Source organism: Paenibacillus sp. tmac-D7 (genome assembly GCF_006519665.1).
GTDB lineage: Bacteria > Bacillota > Bacilli > Paenibacillales > NBRC-103111 > Paenibacillus_G > Paenibacillus_G validus.
Genome location: NZ_VIDW01000046.1, coordinates 13,734 through 32,408 on the forward strand (window position 1 = coordinate 13,734; position 18,675 = coordinate 32,408).

Sequence of the window (18,675 nt, forward strand, 5' to 3'; positions counted from 1 at the left end):
ATATTTGGCGGAGCCGCCGTGAATGCATGCAGGCGGTGGTCCAGGTCCGGGCGGACCGTCATAGTCAGGTGTTCCTCTCGAACACATCATCAGTCTATGGCCTTCCACGTTTGCGGATCACGGTATTCACCCATGTCTGGAAAATTGGACTCCCGCCCTGCGCCGAAAACTGCCAAATCGGGCAAACCGCAGGAACCGGCGGGCGGCGTGAAGGGCGCATACCGCCCGCTTGCCTCGGCATCGCCAAACAGGAGGGTTCGGGCGCCCCGGAACTCGTCAGCAACAGTTGTTCGGACCGCTGCGAGCGGCAGAGCGGCAGAACGGCAGAACGGCAGGCGGCCCCTCCTCTCGTCTCCCCCGGTTTATAAACCGAAAAGAACCCCTCGAAGGAAGGGGTTCTTGTTGCCTTATCTATACGTACGGGTTATGCTCCCGCTCGTAACCGATCGTCGTCTTCGGGCCGTGTCCCGGGTAGACGATCGTATCGTCCGGCAGATCGAACAGCTTGCCATGGATCGAATCCATCAGGTCGCGCTGACTGCCGCCCGGCAAATCGGTGCGGCCGACGGACAGCTTGAACAGCACGTCGCCACCGAACAGCTGGTTGCCGTACAGGAAGCTGACGCTGCCCGGCGAATGGCCCGGCGTATGGAACACCTGGAAGGTAACTCCTTCCAGCAGCGTCAGCCGCTGGCCGTCGTCAAGCCCGTGCTCGGCCGGATCGGTCGTAATCGGCGCGCCAAGCTCGGGCCACCGCGCCGAGCCGTTCCGCTTCGGATCGGTGAGCCAGTCGCTCTCCGCATCATGCAGATAGACCGGACAGCCTTTGCTGCGCCGCAGTTCGTCCACGCCTCCGATATGATCGAAGTGGGCGTGCGTCAGCAGAATCGCCTCGATCTCCAGATCGCCGATCCGTTTCAACAGCGGTCCGGGGTTCATTCCGGGGTCGATGACGACGCCCTTGTTCACGCCGGGAACGGTGAGCAGATAGGCATTCGTCTGCAGCGGTCCAAGCGAGAATGCTTCCACCTTCAAAACCGGTTTTTGTTCCATAGCCGGCGCCTTAGAACGTGGACAGCAGCTCGCGAAGCTCTTTCACGATGACCGTCTGGTAACCGGTGCCTTCGCCGTACTGGCGGACCATCTCTTCGCGCGCGACTTTGATTTTATCTTGATAATCCGGGGCTTCACGGTCCGGGTTTTCCTGCTTGAACTTGTTCATAACCGCTTGCACGTGCGCCGGACGCGGTCCCCAATGGCCGAGCACGAACCCGCTGAAATCGGTAAAAATGACGATCGGAATCGCTTCGCCGCCCATCGTCAGGAAGTCGGCCATCACGTCCGGATGCTCTTCTTTAATCAGCACCTCGGTCGGAATGCCGGAAATTTCAAGCGCGCGGAATACTGCAGGCACGTTGCGTACAACGTCGCCGCACCAATCGGCCGCCAAAATCAGGCAGTGCAAATCGTCACGGTTGTTGAGCGATTCGAAAAACTCTTTGTCCGCCTCGTTCTCCCACGTGAACGCGTCGTACCACTCTTTGAACTTCTCCTGGTTTTTCGTCATCCCGCTTATAAACTGCTCGGGCGACAATCCTTTGCGCAGCTTGCTGCTCAAATTTTTGCTCATCTCGGCTTCATCCTCCTTGATTAGGTGTTGCTATGGATTATTGTACCAAAAAAAGTTCCCTTGCTCCAAATGATCTGCGTAAAATCGCTGGGAGCGAGGGAACCCGGAGAACGCCTCTTACCGGCTGTTTTCGGTAATCAGGCGTTCGATGGAAGCGACGTCTGCCGGACTGAGCGTCCGGGTCGGGCGATAGGTCTTAATATGCTGCACGAGCCTGTCCGCTTTCAACGTCGCAAAGGCGGGACTTGAGCCGATCAACTGACTGTCCGGATGGGTGAAGCAGACGATGCCCACGACGTCCGCACGCAGCTTATGCTCCTTCAGCAGCTCTTTCAAGACGCGCTCGTGCCGGTACAAATGCACCGTCGGATCTTGTCTGCCGGCCTCGCCGGTGCCGTCGCGAAGTGCATTCGTTTGCGCCCGGCCGAGACTGCTCTCGTCGAATCGAATCTCGCCCGATGCATGATTCGATTCGATATGAAAGACGCCGTTGGGCCCGATGACAATGTGGCCGATCTGCTGCTGCGAGCCGCCGCCCTTGACCCGGAGGCCGTGAAGGATGCGGTATTCGCCTCCGATGTACTTCAATTGATGAGCTGTGGCATGCTCTCCATCGCTGAGTTCTTTAGCCGGTGCAGCCGGAGCCGTCCCGCTCCCCTCACGACGACGCGCCGCCCGGCGAATGAGCCATTTCCAAACAAAATAAAGCAAGGCAAGCGCGATCGCCCCATATAACGAAGGCTTCACATACGGAGCGGCCACTTCATCGATCTGTTCCCAATTGTCGCCAAGCGCCTGTCCTAAATAGACAAACAAAATCGCCCATGGAATGGTCCCCAGCAGCGTGAAAAACAGAAACTTCCAAACCGGCATCCGCGCCATTCCGGCGGGAATCGAAATCGCTTGACGCAGCACCGGCACGAAGCGCGCCAGGAAGACCATACCGGGCCCGTATCGGTTAAACCAATTTTCCGCAATATCGAGATGTTTTTTCTTCAGATGCAAATACTTGCCGAATTTGTCAAGCACCGGACGACCGCCGTAACGTCCGAGCCCATACAAGATCAATTGCTGCAGCATGCAGCCGATCGTGCCGAATACAATGGCGCCGACCAGCGACACTTGGCCGCGGGACACCAGGAAACCGCCGTAGGCGAGCACAATCTCGCTCGGGATGACCTCAAGGGCGAGTCCGAGCAGAATGCCCCATACGCCCAGCCCTTCAATAAAATGAAGCGCCGTAGTAATCAAGTTATGCAATAGCTCACTCATGACCTCACAGCCTCTTCCTCTCCCTATGATTTTCCGAAATATAGGTTAGCTTGCCGCTCTTGTCTCTCTCAAGCCTATCTTATTCTATCATAAGCCTGTTCAGACCGCAGCCCGCGATATGGGCGCGCAGCAAATTCACGGGACGACGCGGCGTTCGCTGTTTCAGATGCACGAGCCCGTGTGTAATCTCCTTCTTCCCGAGCGGAGCGCACGCCGATAGCGTCCCGGCGGCCAGCTCCCGACTCACCCCGGAACGGGGAACGAAAGCGATCCCCCAGCCGCTGCGCACCGCTTGCTTGATCATGTCCAGCGAAGCAAACTCGGCACGCCCCATCGCACGGGCGGCTTCCCCGCTCAATAGCGACTCCGCCTCGGACGTGTACATGCAGCGGCTGCCGAACCCGACCAGCCGGGCGTCCGCCGCCCCTCCCCACCCCTTGGCCCGAATCCGCTCGGCTCGTTCCGGCGAGGCCACCCAGATAAGCTCGTCGCGGGCGACCGGTTCAAACTCCATATCAGTCCATCCTTCCTCCCCCAGTCCCGGAATGAGTCCCAGATCGATGCGACGGTCGCGCAGCGCCTCGAGCGTGTCCGCCTGAAATCCGGCAGCGATCTGGACGTCGATGTGCGGATACTTGATGAAAAAGGATTGCAGCGCGTCCCATAAATAAGACGCCCCGAACGACTCCAACACCTGCAAGCGTACGACGCCGTGCGGCTCGCCGTGCTCCGCCAAGCCTTCTTCCAGCTCCGCGCCGAGCTGCAAAAACCGGTACGCATACGCCTCCAGCTTACGCCCCGCCTCAGTCGGTTCGACCCCGCGGGGAAGCCGATCGAACAACCGCTGTCCGACGCTTTCCTCGAGCAGCCGGACTTGCGTCGTTACGGTAGACTGTACATAGCCCAGCCTTGCCGCCGCTTTACTTATACTGCGCTCCTCCAACACCGCGATAAACGTGCGAAAAAAACGCCCCTCCAACCGGTCCAGCAACATCCTCCCACCTCGTTTATCCATCGAATTTACGAATACCTGATATCATAATCATTCGTTATTCAAATCCATCTGTCTCATGCTAGCATAAACGTATCATCGTTTCAAACCTATCCGACTCGATTCGTAAAGGAGCCTGCTGCATGACTACCTCTGCCTCTGACGCTTCCACTTCCAAAAGCTCGCCCTTGCGTCGAGCGCTCGCCTTCCTCGCGCCAGGCCTCGGCGCTTTCGCCGCCATCTTCGCCATCGTACAACTCGGCGCATGGAGCGGCGCTCTGCTGCTGATGGCGCCGCTTGGCGCTTCGTGCGTGCTCGCTTTCGCACTGCCGGGCAGCCCCTTGGCGCAGCCGCGCAGCATCGTCGGCGGTCACCTGCTCAGCACCGCGATCGGGCTGGCGCTGCAGCATACGGTCGGTTTCCACGCCTGGTCGGCCGCGCTCGGCGTCGGACTTGCCATCACGCTGATGCAGCTGACCCGGACGCTGCACCCGCCCGCCGGCGCCGATCCGCTCGTCGTCATGCTGGGAGGCGCCGCATGGAGCTTCCTCTGGACCCCCGCTTTGCTCGGGTCCGCGCTGATCGTCGCCGTTGCCTGGGCGTTTCACCGCCTCCTGCGGCGGCCGTATCCGCAGCGGTGGCGGTAACGGCGCACCGCGCGAATAGCCCTGCTTCGCCTTCGGGAAGCAGGGCTATTTACATTTTCGATTGTTGCACATATAATTGTCATAGCAATTATTTATATGGGAGGAGGTGTACAGCTTTGTCATCTGAGAATCCGACTCTGTCGATGGGCTTTTTGATCGGGCAAACGTACCGCAAGATGGTCGGCATCCTCGCCGCGCGGTTTAAAGAATACGACATTACGACGGAACAGTTTTCGGTGCTTTGCCGGTTGGCTGAGCAGGACGGGATCAGCCAGAAGGAAATCGCCGCGCGCACGGTGAAAGATCAGCCGACGACGGCCCGCATTCTCGACTGCCTCATTCGCAAGGGGCTTGTCCATAAAGAAATGAGCGCAGCGGACCGCCGGTCGTTCCTCGTCTATTTGACCCCGCTCGGCCGGGAACGACTTGACGTGCTGCTGCCGCTCGAGAAAGCGACGCTGGCGGAAATTTTTGCCGGCCTTGATGCCGAAGAGCTTGCCCGGTTCCGCGAAACGCACCTGCAGCTGCATCGACAGCTTGACGCGCTGCATCAACAACAGGAGGCCTAACCACCATGAATGTACAACAAGAACCACCTGCCGCCAAGCTGTGGACCCGGGATTTCATCCTGCTGACGGTCAGCAATTTGCTGCTTTATTTGAATTTGCAAATGATTACTCCCGCCCTGCCCGCTTATGTGTCCGACGCGTTCGGAGCCGATCAATGGGCGGTCAGCCTCGTGATCAGCCTGTTTGCGCTCTCGGCGATCGTCGCCCGCTTATTTGCCGGACGCGCACTTACCAAGGGGTCCCAGCGTACCTGGATCGTTCTGATTGGGCTGGGGCTTTATATTTTATCGACGGCAAGCTTTTACGCTGCGGGAGCTTTTGCTTTGTTTCTGGCGATTCGGGTTCTTTACGGCGTCGGCTTCGGGATGACCAGCACCGTTTACGGGACGATGGCATCGGATGTCATCCCTTTGAAGCGCATCGGCGAAGGCATGGGCTATTTCGGCCTCTCGACCGGCTTATCCATGGCGCTCGCTCCGGTGATCGGCCTGTGGCTGCTCGACGCCTACGGATTCGGCACGTTGGTGTTCGTCTCGACCGTGCTCGGCGCCCTCATCCTGCCGCTAACCTTCGGCATCCGCACTAGACGCGTGCCGAGCGGCTCGACCGGCCCTTCGACCACAACAAGCGCTACCAGCGCGGCCGTTCGCATCGCACCAAAGCCGCGGCGCAAAATCAGCAAAACGCTGGCCGTCCCTTTCCTGCTCAGCATGATGCTTTCCTTTACCTACGGCGGCTTGATCAGCTTCTTGGCGCTGTTCGGCAAGGAAGCGCATCTGGCCAACGTCGGCTGGTTTTTTCTCACCAACGCCGCGGCCATCGTGCTGATCCGTCCGATAGCGGGGAAGCTGTTCGACCTTAAAGGACATCGCGCCGTGCTGCCGCCTGCCGCGCTGCTGGTTATCGCCGGCCTCATCTGCCTATCGTACACCGCAGGCATCGCAGGCTTGCTCCTTTCCGCAGCCGCATACGGCCTTGGTTACGGCATGCTGCAGCCTTCGCTGCAAGCCTGGATGGTCAAATCGGTGCGTCCGGAGATGCGGGGCGCGGCGAACGCGGCTTTTTACAACTCCATCGATCTCGGCATCGCTTTCGGTTCCCTCCTGCTCGGCAGCATCGCAGCCGGCGTCGGTTACGCAATCATGTATCGCGCTTCGGCCGTCATCATGCTCGTCTTCCTGCTCGTGTACGGACTCGCGCTGTTGGCGGAGTCCAAAGCACTTCCGAAAGCGGCGGGCTAGAACGCAGCAAGCTTTAAGGCCAAGCCCGGACATGTTCAGACAAGCCGCTGCATACACTCAAGGTACAAACCTTGAGATGCAGGTGATTCCTATGACCAAATTTATTGTGCCCAGCTCCAAACAAATACGCGCGTTCAAGCTTGGAGCCGCCGCCCTGCTGCTGGGCGGAGCGGCGTATTTGTTCTTGCAGCGTAACGAGCTGCGCGAGGCGATGGCTCCGGCCTCCACCTCCGCCGTACGGACCGTTCAGCTCGTTACCGGAGAGTTCAAGTCAATCGGCCCGAACGGCAGGACGATCGAAGCTTACCGCTGGGATCCCGGAACGATTTATGTCAAAAAAGGCGACAACGTCCGGCTCAGCATCTTCGGCGTCAACGGCGCCAGCCATCCGTTCGTGATCGAGGGGCTGAACGTTAAAGGGGAGGTCAAGAAAGGCGAGGAGACCGTTGTCAGCTTCCGCGCCGACGAGGCCGGCATTTACCGCATTGTCTGTTTGACGCATCCGGATATCGCGCACAACGGCCCGATGATCGGCTATTTGGTCGTGGATAAGTAGCAAGCTCAGCAGGCCGCAGCGGTAAGCCGCTCCGGCTCCGTTTACCCGGCGGTACGCCCGCCCGCCCTTCCGCATACGATGTAAGCAGGAAGGAGAGTGACAGGGGCCTATGCAGCCGGGGAATAAAATGAAGCATCAGCAGCCGCTGCCTTCGGTTCGGCAAATTCGCCGCACTTGCAGCCGGGAATTGTATCGCGCGCGCAAAAAAGTCGGCCGTCACATCACAGCGGAGCAAATCGACCGAGCCGACGACGTCTATTTCAAGAAGGTGCTGGCAAACTTGCCCTATATCGCCGAGAACGGTAGCAATCGGAAGCTGCTTGCCGATTGGTTCAACGAACACGTATGCGGCGAGGTGGCTGAAATCTACGGCGTGGAGCGGGAAGTGCTGGCTCGCGCGTTTCGGGATTCGTTCGGAGGTTGAGGCTGATTCAAAAAAGACCTGGCGCGCCAGGTCTTTTTTTCGGCTGCCGCCGGGGTATAACGGAAGATGATGCGCTATGTCCCGGCAGCCAGCGCCGCGATCTCGTTCGACTCGTAGATGCGGACGCCGGGCGTTCCCCGCTGCGCAGCGCGGACCATGGCCAAGGCCACCGTCCGCGCTTCGATCGCGCGATACTTGGCCAACCGGCCGATCAGCAGCTTGCCGAGCGGCTTAACCAGCACCCCGGCCAACCGCTCCGCGGGCCGGGCTTCCTTGCGTTCGCCCAGCAGCTGCGAAGGGCGGAAAATCGCAAGCTCCGGCAGCTTCAGCTCCGCTAAAGCCTGCTCGATATCCCCTTTAACCCGCAGGTAGAAGAAGCTCGACTCCCGGTTCGCACCGATGGAGGACACCATCAGAAACCGGGCGGCCCCGTCCCGCAATGCCGCTCTTCCCAGCGCCAAGGGGTACTCGTAATCGACTTGGCGGAAAGCCGCCTCGCTCCCCGCCTTCCTGATCGTCGTCCCCAATGCGCAGAACACGTCCGCGCCCTGCAGCAGCTGGTCCGTCCCCTCCTCCAGCCGATCGAACAAAACGGTTCGTTCCGTCAGCCTAGGGTGCTGCAGTCCCGTCTGCCGCCGCCCGAGCGTCACTACATGATCGTACCCCGCATGCTCCAGCAGCAAGCGGACAAGCTCACCCCCGACCAGTCCTGTAGCGCCGGCCACAACCGCAATTTTCGACATCCCGCTTCTCCCCCTTTGCCGTTTCATCGTTTAGTTATCCGTATTATTTCATGCCGGGCCGGTAAACACAACAAACTCCGTCAACAACCAAACCGGCCCCCGCAACGTCCGCCATGAAGCCGTCTGCCATGAAGCCGGAGCGTGTCCCTCGGTTAGCCGGCCATCCGGCCGCTCCTTCGTCCAGTCGCCCGGTTCTCCCGCTCACACACCTGTTCGCCTATTCCCTGGCTTATTCAACCGCTCGATTCCTTCCGCTGTGGACCGCGACTTTCTCCATGGGCACACGCCTACTCGTGTGCAGCCCTCCACGCCACGCGGTTCCGGCCGCTTCGTTTGGCGTCGTACAGCGCTTGATCGCCAACCCGGATCAGTTTCCAGAGGATCTCGGTGCCGTCTCCGTCCTCGACCGCTTCGCGCTTCGTCACCCCGCCTATGCTTAGGGTCAATGGAATGCGCAGTCCCTGCTCCTCGAACGGAATGGAAGCGACAGATGTACGCAGCTTCTCCGCCAACGTGCGGCCGTGTTCCTCGTCCGACTGCAGGGAGAGGATCATAAACTCTTCCCCGCCGTATCGCACCGCTATATCGCCGCTCCCGCAAGCTTCGCGTATGCGGGTCGCGACATACCGAAGCACAAGGTCGCCCATCAGATGGCCGTACGTGTCGTTCACCTGCTTGAAGTAATCGATATCCACCATCAGTACGGTACAGGTTTTCCCCGAAGCCAGCGCGCCAAGCAGCAGCTGCCCGCCAGTTTGCATCATGTAGCGGCGGTTGTGCAATCCGGTCAGCGGATCCAGCAGCGCGTATTCCTCCAGAAGCCTCACATTCGACTCCAGCTTACCGGACATCAGGTTGAACGTATCGCACAGCTCGCGCAGCTCGACGGGCGCTTGACGGAACGACGACGCCTCGATGCGGTAATCGAAGCCGCCTTCCTTGAGATGTTTCGTGCCTTCCAGCAGGAGCGCAAGCGGCCGTTCGATGCGCCTTGTCAAAATTTTGATGCCGCTGTAGCTGACGATCAGGAAAATCACGATGATCGCGCTCACCACGAACATCGTGTTGTATATATTGGCGAACAAATCATGGCGGCCGATCTCGCCGATAATGATCCAGCGTCCCCCTCCCACCAAGCGATATTCGCCGTATACGCGTTCGTTCCGATAATTGAGATACGAAGCCCCGCTGCTTATTCCGCCGCGCGCGCGTTCGACGATTTCCGTATCGATCTTGACGTTCTGCTGAGGATCCAGCTGCAAGTCCTCCGGTGCCGTAATCAGCGTCCCCTGCCAGTCGAGCACATAAAACTCCGCATTATCGTTGTCGAGTGTATGTATAACATGCTGCAGCGTCGGCAGCCTTACCGAGCCGAAGATCAATCCGGACCAGCTGCCATGCTCGTCATAAGTCGGGTACGAGAAGGCCAGAATCGGTTTACCGGACAATCTGCCGATCATCACGTCAGACATATACGAATTCCCCTGCTGAGCGGCTTTAAAATATTCCCGATCCGCAACCAACGCGCCTGACGTCGATGACGTGTCTAGTTCCATTTCACCGTTCATATTAACGAACACGAGCCTCTCAAACTCGTGCTGCTGCCGGATGAAGCTTTCGAAATTGCGGCGTATCCCGTCCTTCTGCAGCTTCTGGACGGCTTGCGTCTCTGACATTTGCCGAATATCGCTCATCCGCTCCCGCAACCAGTTCTCGATCATCATCGCCTGCAGCGTCAGCTGATTTCCCAATTCGCGGTGCGCGACCTCTCTGGCCTGCCGCTGCGTAGTGAAGAAGTAGGCCAGCACGACCGATAAGCCGAGAACGAGAATAAGGACGGCATACCACATACGCAATTTTTGTTTCAACGTTTGTTGCCGTGCAGCACGAACCATCGGTCAGCTCCCTTCCTACTATCGCATGATAAGTTTTCATTGAGAAATAACGGCTGGTTGACTATACTGAATCTATTGTGTGAAAAAAAGGAGAGTCGCTAGATGGAATGGCCGGCTTTAGACATGCTCCTGTTTCTGATCGCGGCTGGATTTGTAGCTGCATTCATCGATTCGGTCGTTGGCGGCGGCGGGCTCATCTCCGTGCCTGCGCTGATGCTCACCGGATTGCCGCCCGGTCTCGTGCTCGGCACCAACAAGCTCGGCGGGACGCTGTCGTCGCTGACGAGCACCGTCTCTTTTTTTCGTTCAGGGAAAATACATAAAAAGATTTCGCTGCTTCTGTTTCCGCTATCGTTCGTCGGCGCGGCGCTTGGCGCCTACACGGTGCATCTGCTGCCTTCCGACTTTCTCCGGCCGCTTGTCGTGGGCTTGCTAATCGTCATATTAATCTATACGTTAGTCAAGAAGAACTGGAACGGCTCGGGCAGCTTGAAGCCGATGACGCCGCTCCGCCGCACAGGACTTGCCGCCTGCGCGTTCGCGCTCGGGTTTTACGACGGCTTCTTCGGACCCGGAACCGGCTCGTTTCTGCTGTTCCTGTTTCTCATGATCGGTTACGATTTTGTCGGCGCATCGGCGAACGCCAAAGTATTGAACTTTGCAAGCAACATCGCAAGCCTCGCCTCCTTCTTTCTGTTAAAGTCGGTGCATATCGGCTACGGACTGCCTATGGGCTTGTCTATGATCGTCGGGGCTTACGTCGGTTCGCAGCTTGCTATCCGCAAAGGCTCGACTTATGTAAAGCCCCTCTTTATCGGGGTCACGTCGTTGTTGATCGGCAAGCAGCTATGGGATCTGCTCTTATAAAACAAATGGAGAGGTGTGCGGTCCGATTAATTCGGCGCTCAACCTCTCCTTATTTTTTCGACACGTATTGTCGAAACCCTTTTTTTACGCAGGGTATCACGTCGTGTTAACGATACAGGTAGCCAAATGGTCGGCAGGCCAAATGTGCTTGATTTGATTGCTGCGCCATTCAGCTGCAGGGTCTTGGGCCGTGTGCGGATCGCTTACCGGGCGTAAATCCTCCCAGACGCACTCGACGCCCAACCCGCCCGCTTCGCCGGCAAACATACTGCAGCCCCCGCAAAAATCATGCCGCTGCTTCTCGTCGAACTTCACCACTTTATTTCGCAAGCAGCAGTAAATGCGCCCGCTTTCGTCCTTAAGGTTGATATGATGAATTTGACGCATACGCATCGCTCCTTTACCAGGCGATCGGATGATGACACCAAGAGGGTAATATCCATTATATATGCGGACGAACCTCGTTATGTGAAAAGAATGGGACGGCTTGTATCCCTTTACTTTAGAGTGGAAACCTTGTATAATCGGCATTGCCTAATTATCGTTAGTTAGGAAGGAGGGGGCAGGATGACTGCCGGTAAAATAAGAGAGGCCGCGCTGCAGCTATTTGCGCGAAGCGGGTACGACGGTGTTCCGCTGTCAGAAATCGCAGCCGCCGTCGGTATCAGAACGCCTTCCATCTACGCTCACTATAAAAGCAAAGACGACTTGTTCATAGCCGTCTTCGAAGACTGTCTTCAGGAGCATACGCGCCGGATGAAGCAGTTGATCGGGGATTTGCAAGACCGGGGCGTAGAGGAGAAGCTGCGTACGCTGTTTCAGGATGCAAGCCGCAGCTATTTGCTTGGTCAGGAGCAAGTGACCTTCTTGAAGGTGGCTCTGCTGTTCCCGCCCGCGCCGCTGCAGGACAAGCTGCGCGAGCAATTCGCCTTATCGGAACGGCTGCTGGACGAAGCGCTGGGCAATATTTTCGAGGAAGGCATGCGTTCCGGCCTGCTTCGCCGGGAGCCTGTCGACGATCTGATCGCTTCGTTCTACTGCCTGCTGGACGGCATGTTCTTGCAGCAATATTATTACCGGCGCGATGACTGGCAACAGCGGATCGATGCCGTGTGGTCCATATTTTGGAAAGGCATTATGCAAGCGAACATCATCTAGAGGGGAGATAAGCACCATGGCTTGGGTTTATTTGGTGATTGCCGGATTGATGGAGGTTTTTTGGGCCATCGGGTTAAAATATACGAACGGGTGGACGCGGCTGACGCCAAGCATCCTGACGGCAGCCGGCATGATCGTCAGCTTCTATTTCCTGTCGCTCGCGATCAAAACGCTGCCGATGGGCACCGCTTACGCCGTCTGGACCGGTATCGGCGCCGTCGGTACGGTTGTGATCGGCATGCTGTTTCTCGGGGAACCGCGCGATTTGCTGCGGATCGGTTTTTTGATCGCCATTCTGGTCGGCCTTATCGGCCTGAAAATGACGGCATAACGAAAAGCGGAACTGTGATCCTGCATCCGGTTCCGCTTTTCGTTATGTGTTCGTTCCGCGGTGCCATGCCGCAATCGGCTTCTACCGTGACTTGGCGGTAGAAGCGCGCATCTCCGCTTCAGCATCAGCCCCGGCTTTGGCGAATTGCGTGCGGTACAGCTTCGCGTACAGCCCATCCGCCGCAAGCAGCCCGGCATGTCTTCCGGTCTCCGCGATACGCCCCGCCTCCATGACTACGATGCGGTCGGCGGTCAAAATTGTCGACAGCCGGTGTGCGATGACGAGCGTCGTCCGCCCGCGCATTAGCTCGTCAAGCGCCGCCTGCACGAATGCTTCCGAAGCCGAATCGAGATGCGAAGTCGCTTCGTCGAGGATAAGGATGCGCGGGTCCTTCAAGATCGCGCGGGCAATCGACAGCCGCTGGCGTTCGCCGCCGGAGAGCCGGTGCCCCCGCTCGCCAACCATCGTATCGTAGCCTTGCGGCAAGGCGGAGATGACCTCATGGATATAGGCCTGTCTACAGGCCTCCTCGATTTCTTCCTGCGAGGCTTCGGGCTTCGCAAAGAGCAGATTTTGACGTACCGTATCGTGAAACAGGAACGACTCTTGAGTCACGAAAGCCATTTGTTTCCGCAAGCTGTGGAGCGTGACGTCCCGGATATCGCGACCGTCGATGGTAACAGCCCCTTCGGTCGGATCGTATAACCGCGCAATCAGTCCGATCAGCGTCGACTTGCCCGCGCCGCTCGGCCCGACGATTGCCGTCACTTCGCCCGGATTCGCGCTGAAAGTCACGTCCTGCAGCGCATATTGTCCCGGCTGATAAGCATAGGAGACGCCGCAATATTCGATGCGGCCTTCCACCTCCCGAAGCGGCTCGGCGCCTTCACGATCGCTAATTTCGGGAACCACATCCTCGTACTCGAACAGCCGTTGGAACACGCCGAGCACCGTTCCCAGCTCCACCCGCAAATTGAGCAGCGTGGCGACCGGTCCGTATAGCATGCCGAGGTAAGCAGCGAAGGCGACGATGCTGCCGATCGTCATCGTTCCCTCGATCACCTTCCAGCCGCCGTACAAATAAATCAGGGCGGTTCCGAGCGGCCCCAGCACCCCGATGACCATCCCGAACCAGCGCCCGACCAAATTGAGCCGAAGCTCCAGCTGCATAACCCGTTCGTTCAGCTCGGAGAACTGCCGCTGCTGCTGCGGCTCCTGCTGAAAGATGCGGGTCAGCAGCGCGCCCGACACGCCGAAGATTTCGCCCAGACGGGCGGACATATCGCCCCGCACGCGCTGCGTCTCGATGCGGAGCCGCTTGCGGATCGCCGACACTTGCCGAACCGGCAGCAGGAACAACGGCAGGATGACCGTCGCCAAGATCGCCAGCTGCCAATCCAGCGCGAACAAAATGCCGACACTCGTCAGCACGATCGCGGATTGCGTTACCGCCGAGACGACGAGCGTGGAGACGACGTTCTGCACCGCCTGTACGTCCCCGGTCAGCCGCTGGATGATCTCGCCCGCTTTCGCGTCGGTAAAGAACCCCAGCGATTGCCGCTGCAGATTGGCGAACAGCGACTGCCGTAAATCGCGCATAACGCCTTGAGCGACCTTCGTGTTCTGATGGTTTTGCCAAACGCCGAGCAGCCCGCTCGCGAGCGGCAGCAGCACGAGCAGACCGACCATGACGAGCAGTCCCGTTTTATTGCCTTCCGGCAGCGCATGATCGATGATCTCCCGCATCACGAGCGGGGGGATGAGACCGATCACGCCGCCGACCAGCGCCAGCAGCACGATCGCTGTCAACTGCCCCCTGTACTTGCGGAACAGTCCGTATATGCGGGACAACGGCACGTCCTTGAGCTCCGCCTGGCCGCGCTCCTGCAGATCGTGTCTCGATCCGCCTGCGCCCATTCCTCTCATGAACGCTCCTCCTTATGCTTGCCTTCCGATTCTGAGGAAGAGGAAATACGGCGCGAATCGCCGCCGTCACTTCTCGGGCCATATTCATCACCCGGTTCAGGGACGTGCTCTGCAAGATGGCGTACTTCTGCCCGGCATCCATGTTCACGATCCCGGCTATCGAATACGTGCCCAGCAGGGGCAGCTGCTTGCCGACAGATTTGCCCGGTGCGATCGGTCGGTTCGATACCTGGTACCATCCTAACGAGGACGCCTGCCCAAGACAGGCATCGATAGCGATCGCCACTTTGCCCGGCGGTATTTCATGGAGACGCTCGAACAGATTGCTCGCATCCAAAGGATGCGCAAGCGTTCCGATCACATGCCGGTAGCCGGACTCCTCCAGCATCGAGCCGATGAGAGGCCCGAGCGCATCCCCAGTCGAGCGATCCGTTCCAATACAAAGAAACAACAGGTCAAGCGTCGTCACCCCCTGCTGCCGGATCAACCGCAGAAACTCAGGCAGTTCGTCCGCCCTTACCTTTTTCCGAAATAACGGCTGCGCCGTATCTCCCCCCATCGCCATTCCCCCTCACCCGATTCTAGCTGCCGAATCTTCATTCTTTTATTATATGGCAGCATCAGGCGACTGGACAACGCCCCGCAGCATTTGTTGCGCCTGATCCAGGCATGCTATAATTTTCTGAAAACCGAGTACAGAATGAAGGTGAACCATGAATTTCACGGAAGGCTTGGCCTTAGCAGCGCTTGGCTACTGGCTCTTCATGCTGCTGGACGTGCTTCGTGCCCGGCGATGGATGTTCAAGCTGCCCCGTTACGCGGGTCATCCGACTATACCGGCGCAGCCTAAGCGGTCGGCGGACAAGCAGGCGCCCTCCCTTCCACCGCTCGTATCGATCATCATCGCCGCGAAGGAGGAAGAGTCAACGATTGCCGATACGGTGAAGCATCTGCTCGATCAAACCTATCCGCGAATCGAGATTATCGCCGTGAACGACCGCTCCCGCGACAGCACCGGCCGCAAGCTGGACGAGCTCAGGCGCTGGTCCGAGAACCGCGGCGATCTTCACATACCGGTACGCATCATTCATATTACATCGCTCCCGTCCGGCTGGATCGGGAAAAACCACGCGCTGTATCAAGGCTACGCCCAGGCTCGCGGCAAATACTTGCTGTTTACCGACGCCGATGTCAAGTTTGCCCCGAACACGGTTTCCGACGCGGTTCATTATTTGCAGGAGGAGCAAGCCGATCATCTGACGCTGGCTCCCCGAATGCGGATGCGGGGCTTTTGGCTGAAGGCGTTCGTGCAATATTTCTTCTTTACGCTCGGCTTGTATGTGCGTCCTTGGCGCTCTAACGACGATTTTCAGCACAAGCACGGCATGGGCATCGGGGCCTTCAACTTGATTACTCGGCACGCTTACGAGCGAATCGGCACACACAAGGCGTTGGCCATGCGGCCAGACGACGACTTGCAGCTCGGACGACTGGTGAAACGCGCCCGATTGCGGCAGCGGCTCGCCTCGGGAGCGGACCATATTGAGGTCGAATGGTATGCCACCCTGCACGACGCCGTCCGCGGGCTGGAGAAAAATTTATTTTCCGGCTTCGGCTACCGTTTGTGGAAAGCGGCGCTGGGGGTTTGCGGCCAGCTCGGCTTGTTCTTCTTCCCGTGGATCGCGTGGCTGCTGCTTCCCGGCTGGAGCGCCTGGACGTTCGCCTTGTCTGCGGCGCTGATGGTCGTCGTTTACTTGCTGTTGATTCGCGCCATGACCGGCGGAAGCGGCATCGAAACGATCGCTCTGCCTGCCGCCGTCCTGCTGTTAACCTATGTCGTCGTCCGCTCGGTCGGATTGACTTTGCGCCAAGGCGGCATTTATTGGCGGGGAACGTTCTATCCGCTGAAGGCGCTGCGGTCCATGAAGGATTCGGATTCATAATAGACTTCCCGAAAAAATCAGCATGCTGATGACGCTCGCTCTGCTTGTGCTGCGCCAGCACATCGAGTCCTTGTAAAAAATCAGCCCAATTGCTAAGGCACCTGCACACCCTTCTGTGTGTTCGTCATATACTTATTACGTAATCAGCACACTCACACAGCGAGGGAGAGAATGACTTATGCCAGCAAATACGCGTTCTTCCAGCGGTTATCCGCAAATTCAAGATCAGGAGAGAAGCTGGTCCGGTTCACAATATCCGTACCATCATCCACAACACCATTACCATCCGCACCACTACCATCCGTACCACTATCATCCGCACCACTACCATCCGTACCACTACCATCCGCACCACCACTATGGCGGACACGAACATTATTACGGACATGGCGGATACGGCGGGCATGGGCAGGAGTATGGGCAAGTACATGGTCAAGGGCAAGGCGGCTGGCAAGGTCAGGGACGCGGCCGCAAGTAAATGTACGGCAAAAAAACAGCTTGGACGGTATGGCATGAAGCCAACCTCCAGCTGTTTTTTGGTTTGAACCGGTACCGCTTTTAACGGACTTGCTTCGGCTGATGTGTGTTCGAAGCGGTAACATCCAGACTTTGTATCGCTTGCGTCAATTGATCCTGCACCTGCGCAAGCTCTTGGTGATGATGGTCGTTATCTTTGGCGACCATCTGCCCCTGCGCTTTATGCAGCGCATGCTGTGCGGCTTCCATCTCGGCCAAAGCAGCCTGCACCTTGTGCGGGTTCGACTCCAATTGGGCGTGTCTGACGGCCATTTCCGCATCTTTGGCAACTTGAATGGCCTTCTCGGTGTTGTCGATGACGTGGCGCAGCGGCATTTGATGCTGGTTCACTTCGGTCATGTCGGCATCTTCCTCTCGGCTCCAATGTGTACGTTCAGCCTTTAAGATGCGCGAAAACCGGCATTTTCATTCCTCCATGGGGCACCCTGCCCGCGCAACCTACGGCTTCCTTACGCGCTCGTATACGACAAAATCATAATCGTAGGGATTTTTCTCATCCTTGACGCCCCGCTCGCGCGAAACTTCACGCCACTCCAGCGGCTCGAGCTCCGGGAAGAACGTATCCGCCTCAAAACGGTGCGCAATTTCCGTGATATACAGCCGATCCGCGTACGGCATCAGCAGCTGAAACACTTCGGCTCCGCCGATGACGAACAGCTCTTCTTCCTCGTTGCGGCCGCCGCGTCCGTACACTTGAGCAGCTTCCTCCACCGAGCGGATGACCGTACAGCCTTCGGCCTGAAACGATGCGTCCCGCGTCAAAATAACGTTCGTGCGCTTCGGCAGCGGTTTACCGATCGAATCATACGTTTTACGTCCCATTAAGATGGTAGACCCCGTTGTCTTCTTGCGAAAATAGGCCAGGTCAGCCGGTAAATGCCAGGGCAGCCGGTTGTCAACCCCAATCCCCCGGGCCTCGTCCATCGCCAAAATATAAGAAATCGTCATCCGCCAACACTCCTTCCGTCCTGCCTATATTTCCCCTAACCCATTTAATGTTTAACCACAATGATTTTGGGCATTTTAATTGTTATCCATCATATCACATTTGAAAGTGTACGGAAATCTTCGCCTTCAAGTCCTCCCGGTGCCGTGTTATACTAAAAGTAAGGGGCAAGCCCACTACCGCTCATTGTGTTGGAGGTTATATGAAAGCGCTTAACAAAAAAGATTACACGCTCCATTCCGTCAAAAATGCGATGCGCATCTTGCGTTTGTTCTCCTTGGAACGTCCCGAACTGGGAGTAACCGAAATAGCCAGGCTGCTCGGATTGAATAAAAGCACCGTCTATCATCTTATGACGTTCCTTACCGCCGACGGCCTATTGGAAAAAGGCCCCAAGTCCAAGTACCGTCTTGGTCTTGCCCTGCTGCGTTACACCGGTATTATTACAACCCAGATGGAAATTCATCGAATTGCGCTTCCTGTCCTGGAGAATCTGGCGAAGCAATTGGGCGAGAGCGCCTTTATCGGCATATTGGAAGGCACCGATGTCGCCTACCTTCAGAAAGTGGAAATCAAGCATCCGGATCTCCTGCTCTCCTTGGTCGGCAACCGAAACCCCGCATCCTGCACCGGAACAGGAAAAGTTCTTCTCGCCTATCAGAAGGAGGACATGATTGCGGAAATAGCCGAACGCCTGCAGCCCTATGGCCCTAACTCCATTACCGACTCTGAACAGTTTAAACAGCATCTAGCGGAGGTTCGCAGTCGAGGGTACGCCATATGCCTGGATGAAATACACGAGGGGGTTGCAAGCATCGGGGTGCCTGTGCGGGATTACACCGGAGGAGTGATTGCCGCCCTTAGTATTGTGGGGCCGACCGAGCACATCCGGAACTTCGATATTCCGCATGCGGTTGGCATTCTCAAGAGCGCTGCGAATGAGATTTCCAGCAAATTGGGCCATTACGCTTAGACAGGCTTCAGAACGGCAGCCGCCCG

21 protein-coding genes and 3 pseudogenes are annotated in these 18,675 nt (G+C 57.8%); 11 read left to right on the forward strand and 13 right to left on the reverse strand.

The features are described from left to right. Window positions 1-411 precede the first annotated feature (411 nt). From FKP33_RS22320 to FKP33_RS22335, 5 genes and pseudogenes are all read right to left on the reverse strand, one after another. Window positions 412-1,053: an MBL fold metallo-hydrolase gene (locus FKP33_RS22320; RefSeq protein WP_141336410.1), complete on the reverse strand. Its 642-nt coding sequence runs from the start codon at window positions 1,051-1,053 to the stop codon at window positions 412-414. A gap of 10 nt (window positions 1,054-1,063) precedes the next feature. Then, window positions 1,064-1,630: a thioredoxin family protein gene (locus FKP33_RS22325; protein ID WP_054800338.1), complete on the reverse strand. Its 567-nt coding sequence runs from the start codon at window positions 1,628-1,630 to the stop codon at window positions 1,064-1,066. Between the two features lie 117 nt (window positions 1,631-1,747). Next, a pseudogene (locus FKP33_RS27845) lies at window positions 1,748-2,233 on the reverse strand (nuclease-related domain-containing protein); the annotation flags it as partial. A gap of 48 nt (window positions 2,234-2,281) precedes the next feature. Continuing rightward, window positions 2,282-2,902: pseudogene (gene uptA / locus FKP33_RS27850) on the reverse strand (undecaprenyl phosphate transporter UptA); the annotation flags it as partial. A gap of 79 nt (window positions 2,903-2,981) precedes the next feature. Further along, a complete protein-coding gene (locus tag FKP33_RS22335) occupies window positions 2,982-3,896 on the reverse strand; it encodes a LysR family transcriptional regulator (RefSeq protein ID WP_258313528.1) in 915 nt (304 codons plus the stop codon). Window positions 3,897-4,036: 140 nt separating this feature from the next. On the opposite strand from FKP33_RS22335, the gene FKP33_RS22340 reads away from it, so the two are divergent. The 5 genes from FKP33_RS22340 to FKP33_RS22360 all read left to right on the forward strand — a co-directional run bounded on the left by FKP33_RS22340 (window position 4,037) and on the right by FKP33_RS22360 (window position 7,330). After that, window positions 4,037-4,540 carry an HPP family protein gene (locus FKP33_RS22340; protein WP_127608764.1) on the forward strand — a complete coding sequence of 168 codons (504 nt, stop codon included), beginning with the start codon at window positions 4,037-4,039 and terminating at the stop codon, window positions 4,538-4,540. Between the two features lie 116 nt (window positions 4,541-4,656). After that, entirely contained in the window at window positions 4,657-5,109 is a 453-nt protein-coding gene (locus FKP33_RS22345) for a MarR family winged helix-turn-helix transcriptional regulator (RefSeq protein WP_230876201.1), read from the forward strand. Window positions 5,110-5,114: 5 nt separating this feature from the next. Continuing rightward, window positions 5,115-6,350, forward strand: coding sequence for an MFS transporter (locus FKP33_RS22350; protein WP_141336411.1), 1,236 nt, complete (start codon window positions 5,115-5,117; stop codon window positions 6,348-6,350). Window positions 6,351-6,441: 91 nt separating this feature from the next. Beyond that, window positions 6,442-6,906: a cupredoxin domain-containing protein gene (locus tag FKP33_RS22355; RefSeq protein WP_141336414.1), complete on the forward strand. Its 465-nt coding sequence runs from the start codon at window positions 6,442-6,444 to the stop codon at window positions 6,904-6,906. A gap of 109 nt (window positions 6,907-7,015) precedes the next feature. Then, complete coding sequence (locus tag FKP33_RS22360) at window positions 7,016-7,330, forward strand: dehydrogenase (RefSeq protein ID WP_127608767.1); 315 nt, start codon at window positions 7,016-7,018, stop codon at window positions 7,328-7,330. A gap of 74 nt (window positions 7,331-7,404) precedes the next feature. On the opposite strand, the gene FKP33_RS22365 is transcribed toward FKP33_RS22360, so the two are convergent. The 3 genes from FKP33_RS22365 to FKP33_RS22370 all read right to left on the reverse strand — a co-directional run bounded on the left by FKP33_RS22365 (window position 7,405) and on the right by FKP33_RS22370 (window position 9,968). Then, window positions 7,405-8,073 (reverse strand): oxidoreductase, encoded by a 669-nt coding sequence (locus tag FKP33_RS22365; protein ID WP_127608768.1) that lies wholly within the window; start codon window positions 8,071-8,073, stop codon window positions 7,405-7,407. A 43-nt stretch (window positions 8,074-8,116) separates the two neighbouring features. Continuing rightward, window positions 8,117-8,278: a hypothetical protein gene (locus FKP33_RS27310; protein ID WP_164751887.1), complete on the reverse strand. Its 162-nt coding sequence runs from the start codon at window positions 8,276-8,278 to the stop codon at window positions 8,117-8,119. Window positions 8,279-8,360: 82 nt separating this feature from the next. Continuing rightward, window positions 8,361-9,968, reverse strand: a complete 1,608-nt coding sequence (locus FKP33_RS22370) for a sensor domain-containing diguanylate cyclase (RefSeq protein WP_127608769.1) — start codon at window positions 9,966-9,968, stop codon at window positions 8,361-8,363. Window positions 9,969-10,070: 102 nt separating this feature from the next. Between FKP33_RS22370 and FKP33_RS22375 the strand changes: the two genes are divergently transcribed. Further along, window positions 10,071-10,835 (forward strand): sulfite exporter TauE/SafE family protein, encoded by a 765-nt coding sequence (locus FKP33_RS22375; protein WP_127608770.1) that lies wholly within the window; start codon window positions 10,071-10,073, stop codon window positions 10,833-10,835. A 96-nt stretch (window positions 10,836-10,931) separates the two neighbouring features. On the opposite strand, the gene FKP33_RS22380 is transcribed toward FKP33_RS22375, so the two are convergent. After that, window positions 10,932-11,222 carry a hypothetical protein gene (locus FKP33_RS22380; protein ID WP_054798002.1) on the reverse strand — a complete coding sequence of 97 codons (291 nt, stop codon included), beginning with the start codon at window positions 11,220-11,222 and terminating at the stop codon, window positions 10,932-10,934. A gap of 180 nt (window positions 11,223-11,402) precedes the next feature. Here FKP33_RS22380 and FKP33_RS22385 point away from each other — a divergent pair, with 180 nt between their 5' ends. Both FKP33_RS22385 and sugE read left to right on the forward strand, forming a co-directional pair. Next, window positions 11,403-11,993, forward strand: coding sequence for a TetR/AcrR family transcriptional regulator (locus FKP33_RS22385; RefSeq protein WP_054798001.1), 591 nt, complete (start codon window positions 11,403-11,405; stop codon window positions 11,991-11,993). 16 nt (window positions 11,994-12,009) lie between these two features. Beyond that, the gene (gene sugE, locus FKP33_RS22390) at window positions 12,010-12,324 is read left to right on the forward strand and encodes a quaternary ammonium compound efflux SMR transporter SugE (protein WP_127608771.1); all 315 of its coding nucleotides are present in this window, start codon (window positions 12,010-12,012) and stop codon (window positions 12,322-12,324) included. 81 nt (window positions 12,325-12,405) lie between these two features. Here the strand turns inward: sugE and FKP33_RS22395 are convergent, their stop codons facing one another. Next, complete coding sequence (locus FKP33_RS22395) at window positions 12,406-14,250, reverse strand: ABC transporter ATP-binding protein (RefSeq protein ID WP_054797999.1); 1,845 nt, start codon at window positions 14,248-14,250, stop codon at window positions 12,406-12,408. A 37-nt stretch (window positions 14,251-14,287) separates the two neighbouring features. Further along, window positions 14,288-14,809, reverse strand: a pseudogene (gene yyaC, locus FKP33_RS22400) (spore protease YyaC); the annotation flags it as partial. A 154-nt stretch (window positions 14,810-14,963) separates the two neighbouring features. Between yyaC and FKP33_RS22405 the strand changes: the two are divergent. Further along, on the forward strand, window positions 14,964-16,193 hold the full coding sequence (locus FKP33_RS22405; RefSeq protein ID WP_054797997.1) for a glycosyltransferase family 2 protein: 1,230 nt from the start codon (window positions 14,964-14,966) through the stop codon (window positions 16,191-16,193). Between the two features lie 178 nt (window positions 16,194-16,371). Continuing rightward, window positions 16,372-16,671 carry a hypothetical protein gene (locus FKP33_RS22410; RefSeq protein ID WP_155615054.1) on the forward strand — a complete coding sequence of 100 codons (300 nt, stop codon included), beginning with the start codon at window positions 16,372-16,374 and terminating at the stop codon, window positions 16,669-16,671. 80 nt (window positions 16,672-16,751) lie between these two features. Here FKP33_RS22410 and FKP33_RS22415 read toward each other — a convergent pair whose 3' ends face one another. Then, complete coding sequence (locus FKP33_RS22415) at window positions 16,752-17,069, reverse strand: hypothetical protein (protein ID WP_054797996.1); 318 nt, start codon at window positions 17,067-17,069, stop codon at window positions 16,752-16,754. Window positions 17,070-17,168: 99 nt separating this feature from the next. Next, window positions 17,169-17,678, reverse strand: a complete 510-nt coding sequence (locus FKP33_RS22420) for a dihydrofolate reductase (RefSeq protein WP_054799908.1) — start codon at window positions 17,676-17,678, stop codon at window positions 17,169-17,171. Window positions 17,679-17,878: 200 nt separating this feature from the next. Between FKP33_RS22420 and FKP33_RS22425 the strand changes: the two genes are divergently transcribed. Next, window positions 17,879-18,649: an IclR family transcriptional regulator gene (locus FKP33_RS22425; RefSeq protein WP_127608773.1), complete on the forward strand. Its 771-nt coding sequence runs from the start codon at window positions 17,879-17,881 to the stop codon at window positions 18,647-18,649. Window positions 18,650-18,675 lie beyond the last annotated feature (26 nt).

Coding starts and splice junctions, on each gene's coding strand:
- FKP33_RS22320 (WP_141336410.1), bottom strand. CDS start 1,053: ATGGAACAAAAACCGGTTTTGAAGGTGGAAGCATTCTCGCTTGGACCG.
- FKP33_RS22325 (WP_054800338.1), bottom strand. CDS start 1,630: ATGAGCAAAAATTTGAGCAGCAAGCTGCGCAAAGGATTGTCGCCCGAG.
- FKP33_RS22335 (WP_258313528.1), bottom strand. CDS start 3,896: ATGTTGCTGGACCGGTTGGAGGGGCGTTTTTTTCGCACGTTTATCGCG.
- FKP33_RS22340 (WP_127608764.1), top strand. CDS start 4,037: ATGACTACCTCTGCCTCTGACGCTTCCACTTCCAAAAGCTCGCCCTTG.
- FKP33_RS22350 (WP_141336411.1), top strand. CDS start 5,115: ATGAATGTACAACAAGAACCACCTGCCGCCAAGCTGTGGACCCGGGAT.
- FKP33_RS22355 (WP_141336414.1), top strand. CDS start 6,442: ATGACCAAATTTATTGTGCCCAGCTCCAAACAAATACGCGCGTTCAAG.
- FKP33_RS22360 (WP_127608767.1), top strand. CDS start 7,016: ATGCAGCCGGGGAATAAAATGAAGCATCAGCAGCCGCTGCCTTCGGTT.
- FKP33_RS22365 (WP_127608768.1), bottom strand. CDS start 8,073: ATGTCGAAAATTGCGGTTGTGGCCGGCGCTACAGGACTGGTCGGGGGT.
- FKP33_RS22370 (WP_127608769.1), bottom strand. CDS start 9,968: ATGGTTCGTGCTGCACGGCAACAAACGTTGAAACAAAAATTGCGTATG.
- FKP33_RS22375 (WP_127608770.1), top strand. CDS start 10,071: ATGGAATGGCCGGCTTTAGACATGCTCCTGTTTCTGATCGCGGCTGGA.
- FKP33_RS22380 (WP_054798002.1), bottom strand. CDS start 11,222: ATGCGTCAAATTCATCATATCAACCTTAAGGACGAAAGCGGGCGCATT.
- FKP33_RS22385 (WP_054798001.1), top strand. CDS start 11,403: ATGACTGCCGGTAAAATAAGAGAGGCCGCGCTGCAGCTATTTGCGCGA.
- sugE (WP_127608771.1), top strand. CDS start 12,010: ATGGCTTGGGTTTATTTGGTGATTGCCGGATTGATGGAGGTTTTTTGG.
- FKP33_RS22395 (WP_054797999.1), bottom strand. CDS start 14,250: ATGAGAGGAATGGGCGCAGGCGGATCGAGACACGATCTGCAGGAGCGC.
- FKP33_RS22405 (WP_054797997.1), top strand. CDS start 14,964: ATGAATTTCACGGAAGGCTTGGCCTTAGCAGCGCTTGGCTACTGGCTC.
- FKP33_RS22410 (WP_155615054.1), top strand. CDS start 16,372: ATGCCAGCAAATACGCGTTCTTCCAGCGGTTATCCGCAAATTCAAGAT.
- FKP33_RS22415 (WP_054797996.1), bottom strand. CDS start 17,069: ATGACCGAAGTGAACCAGCATCAAATGCCGCTGCGCCACGTCATCGAC.
- FKP33_RS22420 (WP_054799908.1), bottom strand. CDS start 17,678: ATGACGATTTCTTATATTTTGGCGATGGACGAGGCCCGGGGGATTGGG.
- FKP33_RS22425 (WP_127608773.1), top strand. CDS start 17,879: ATGAAAGCGCTTAACAAAAAAGATTACACGCTCCATTCCGTCAAAAAT.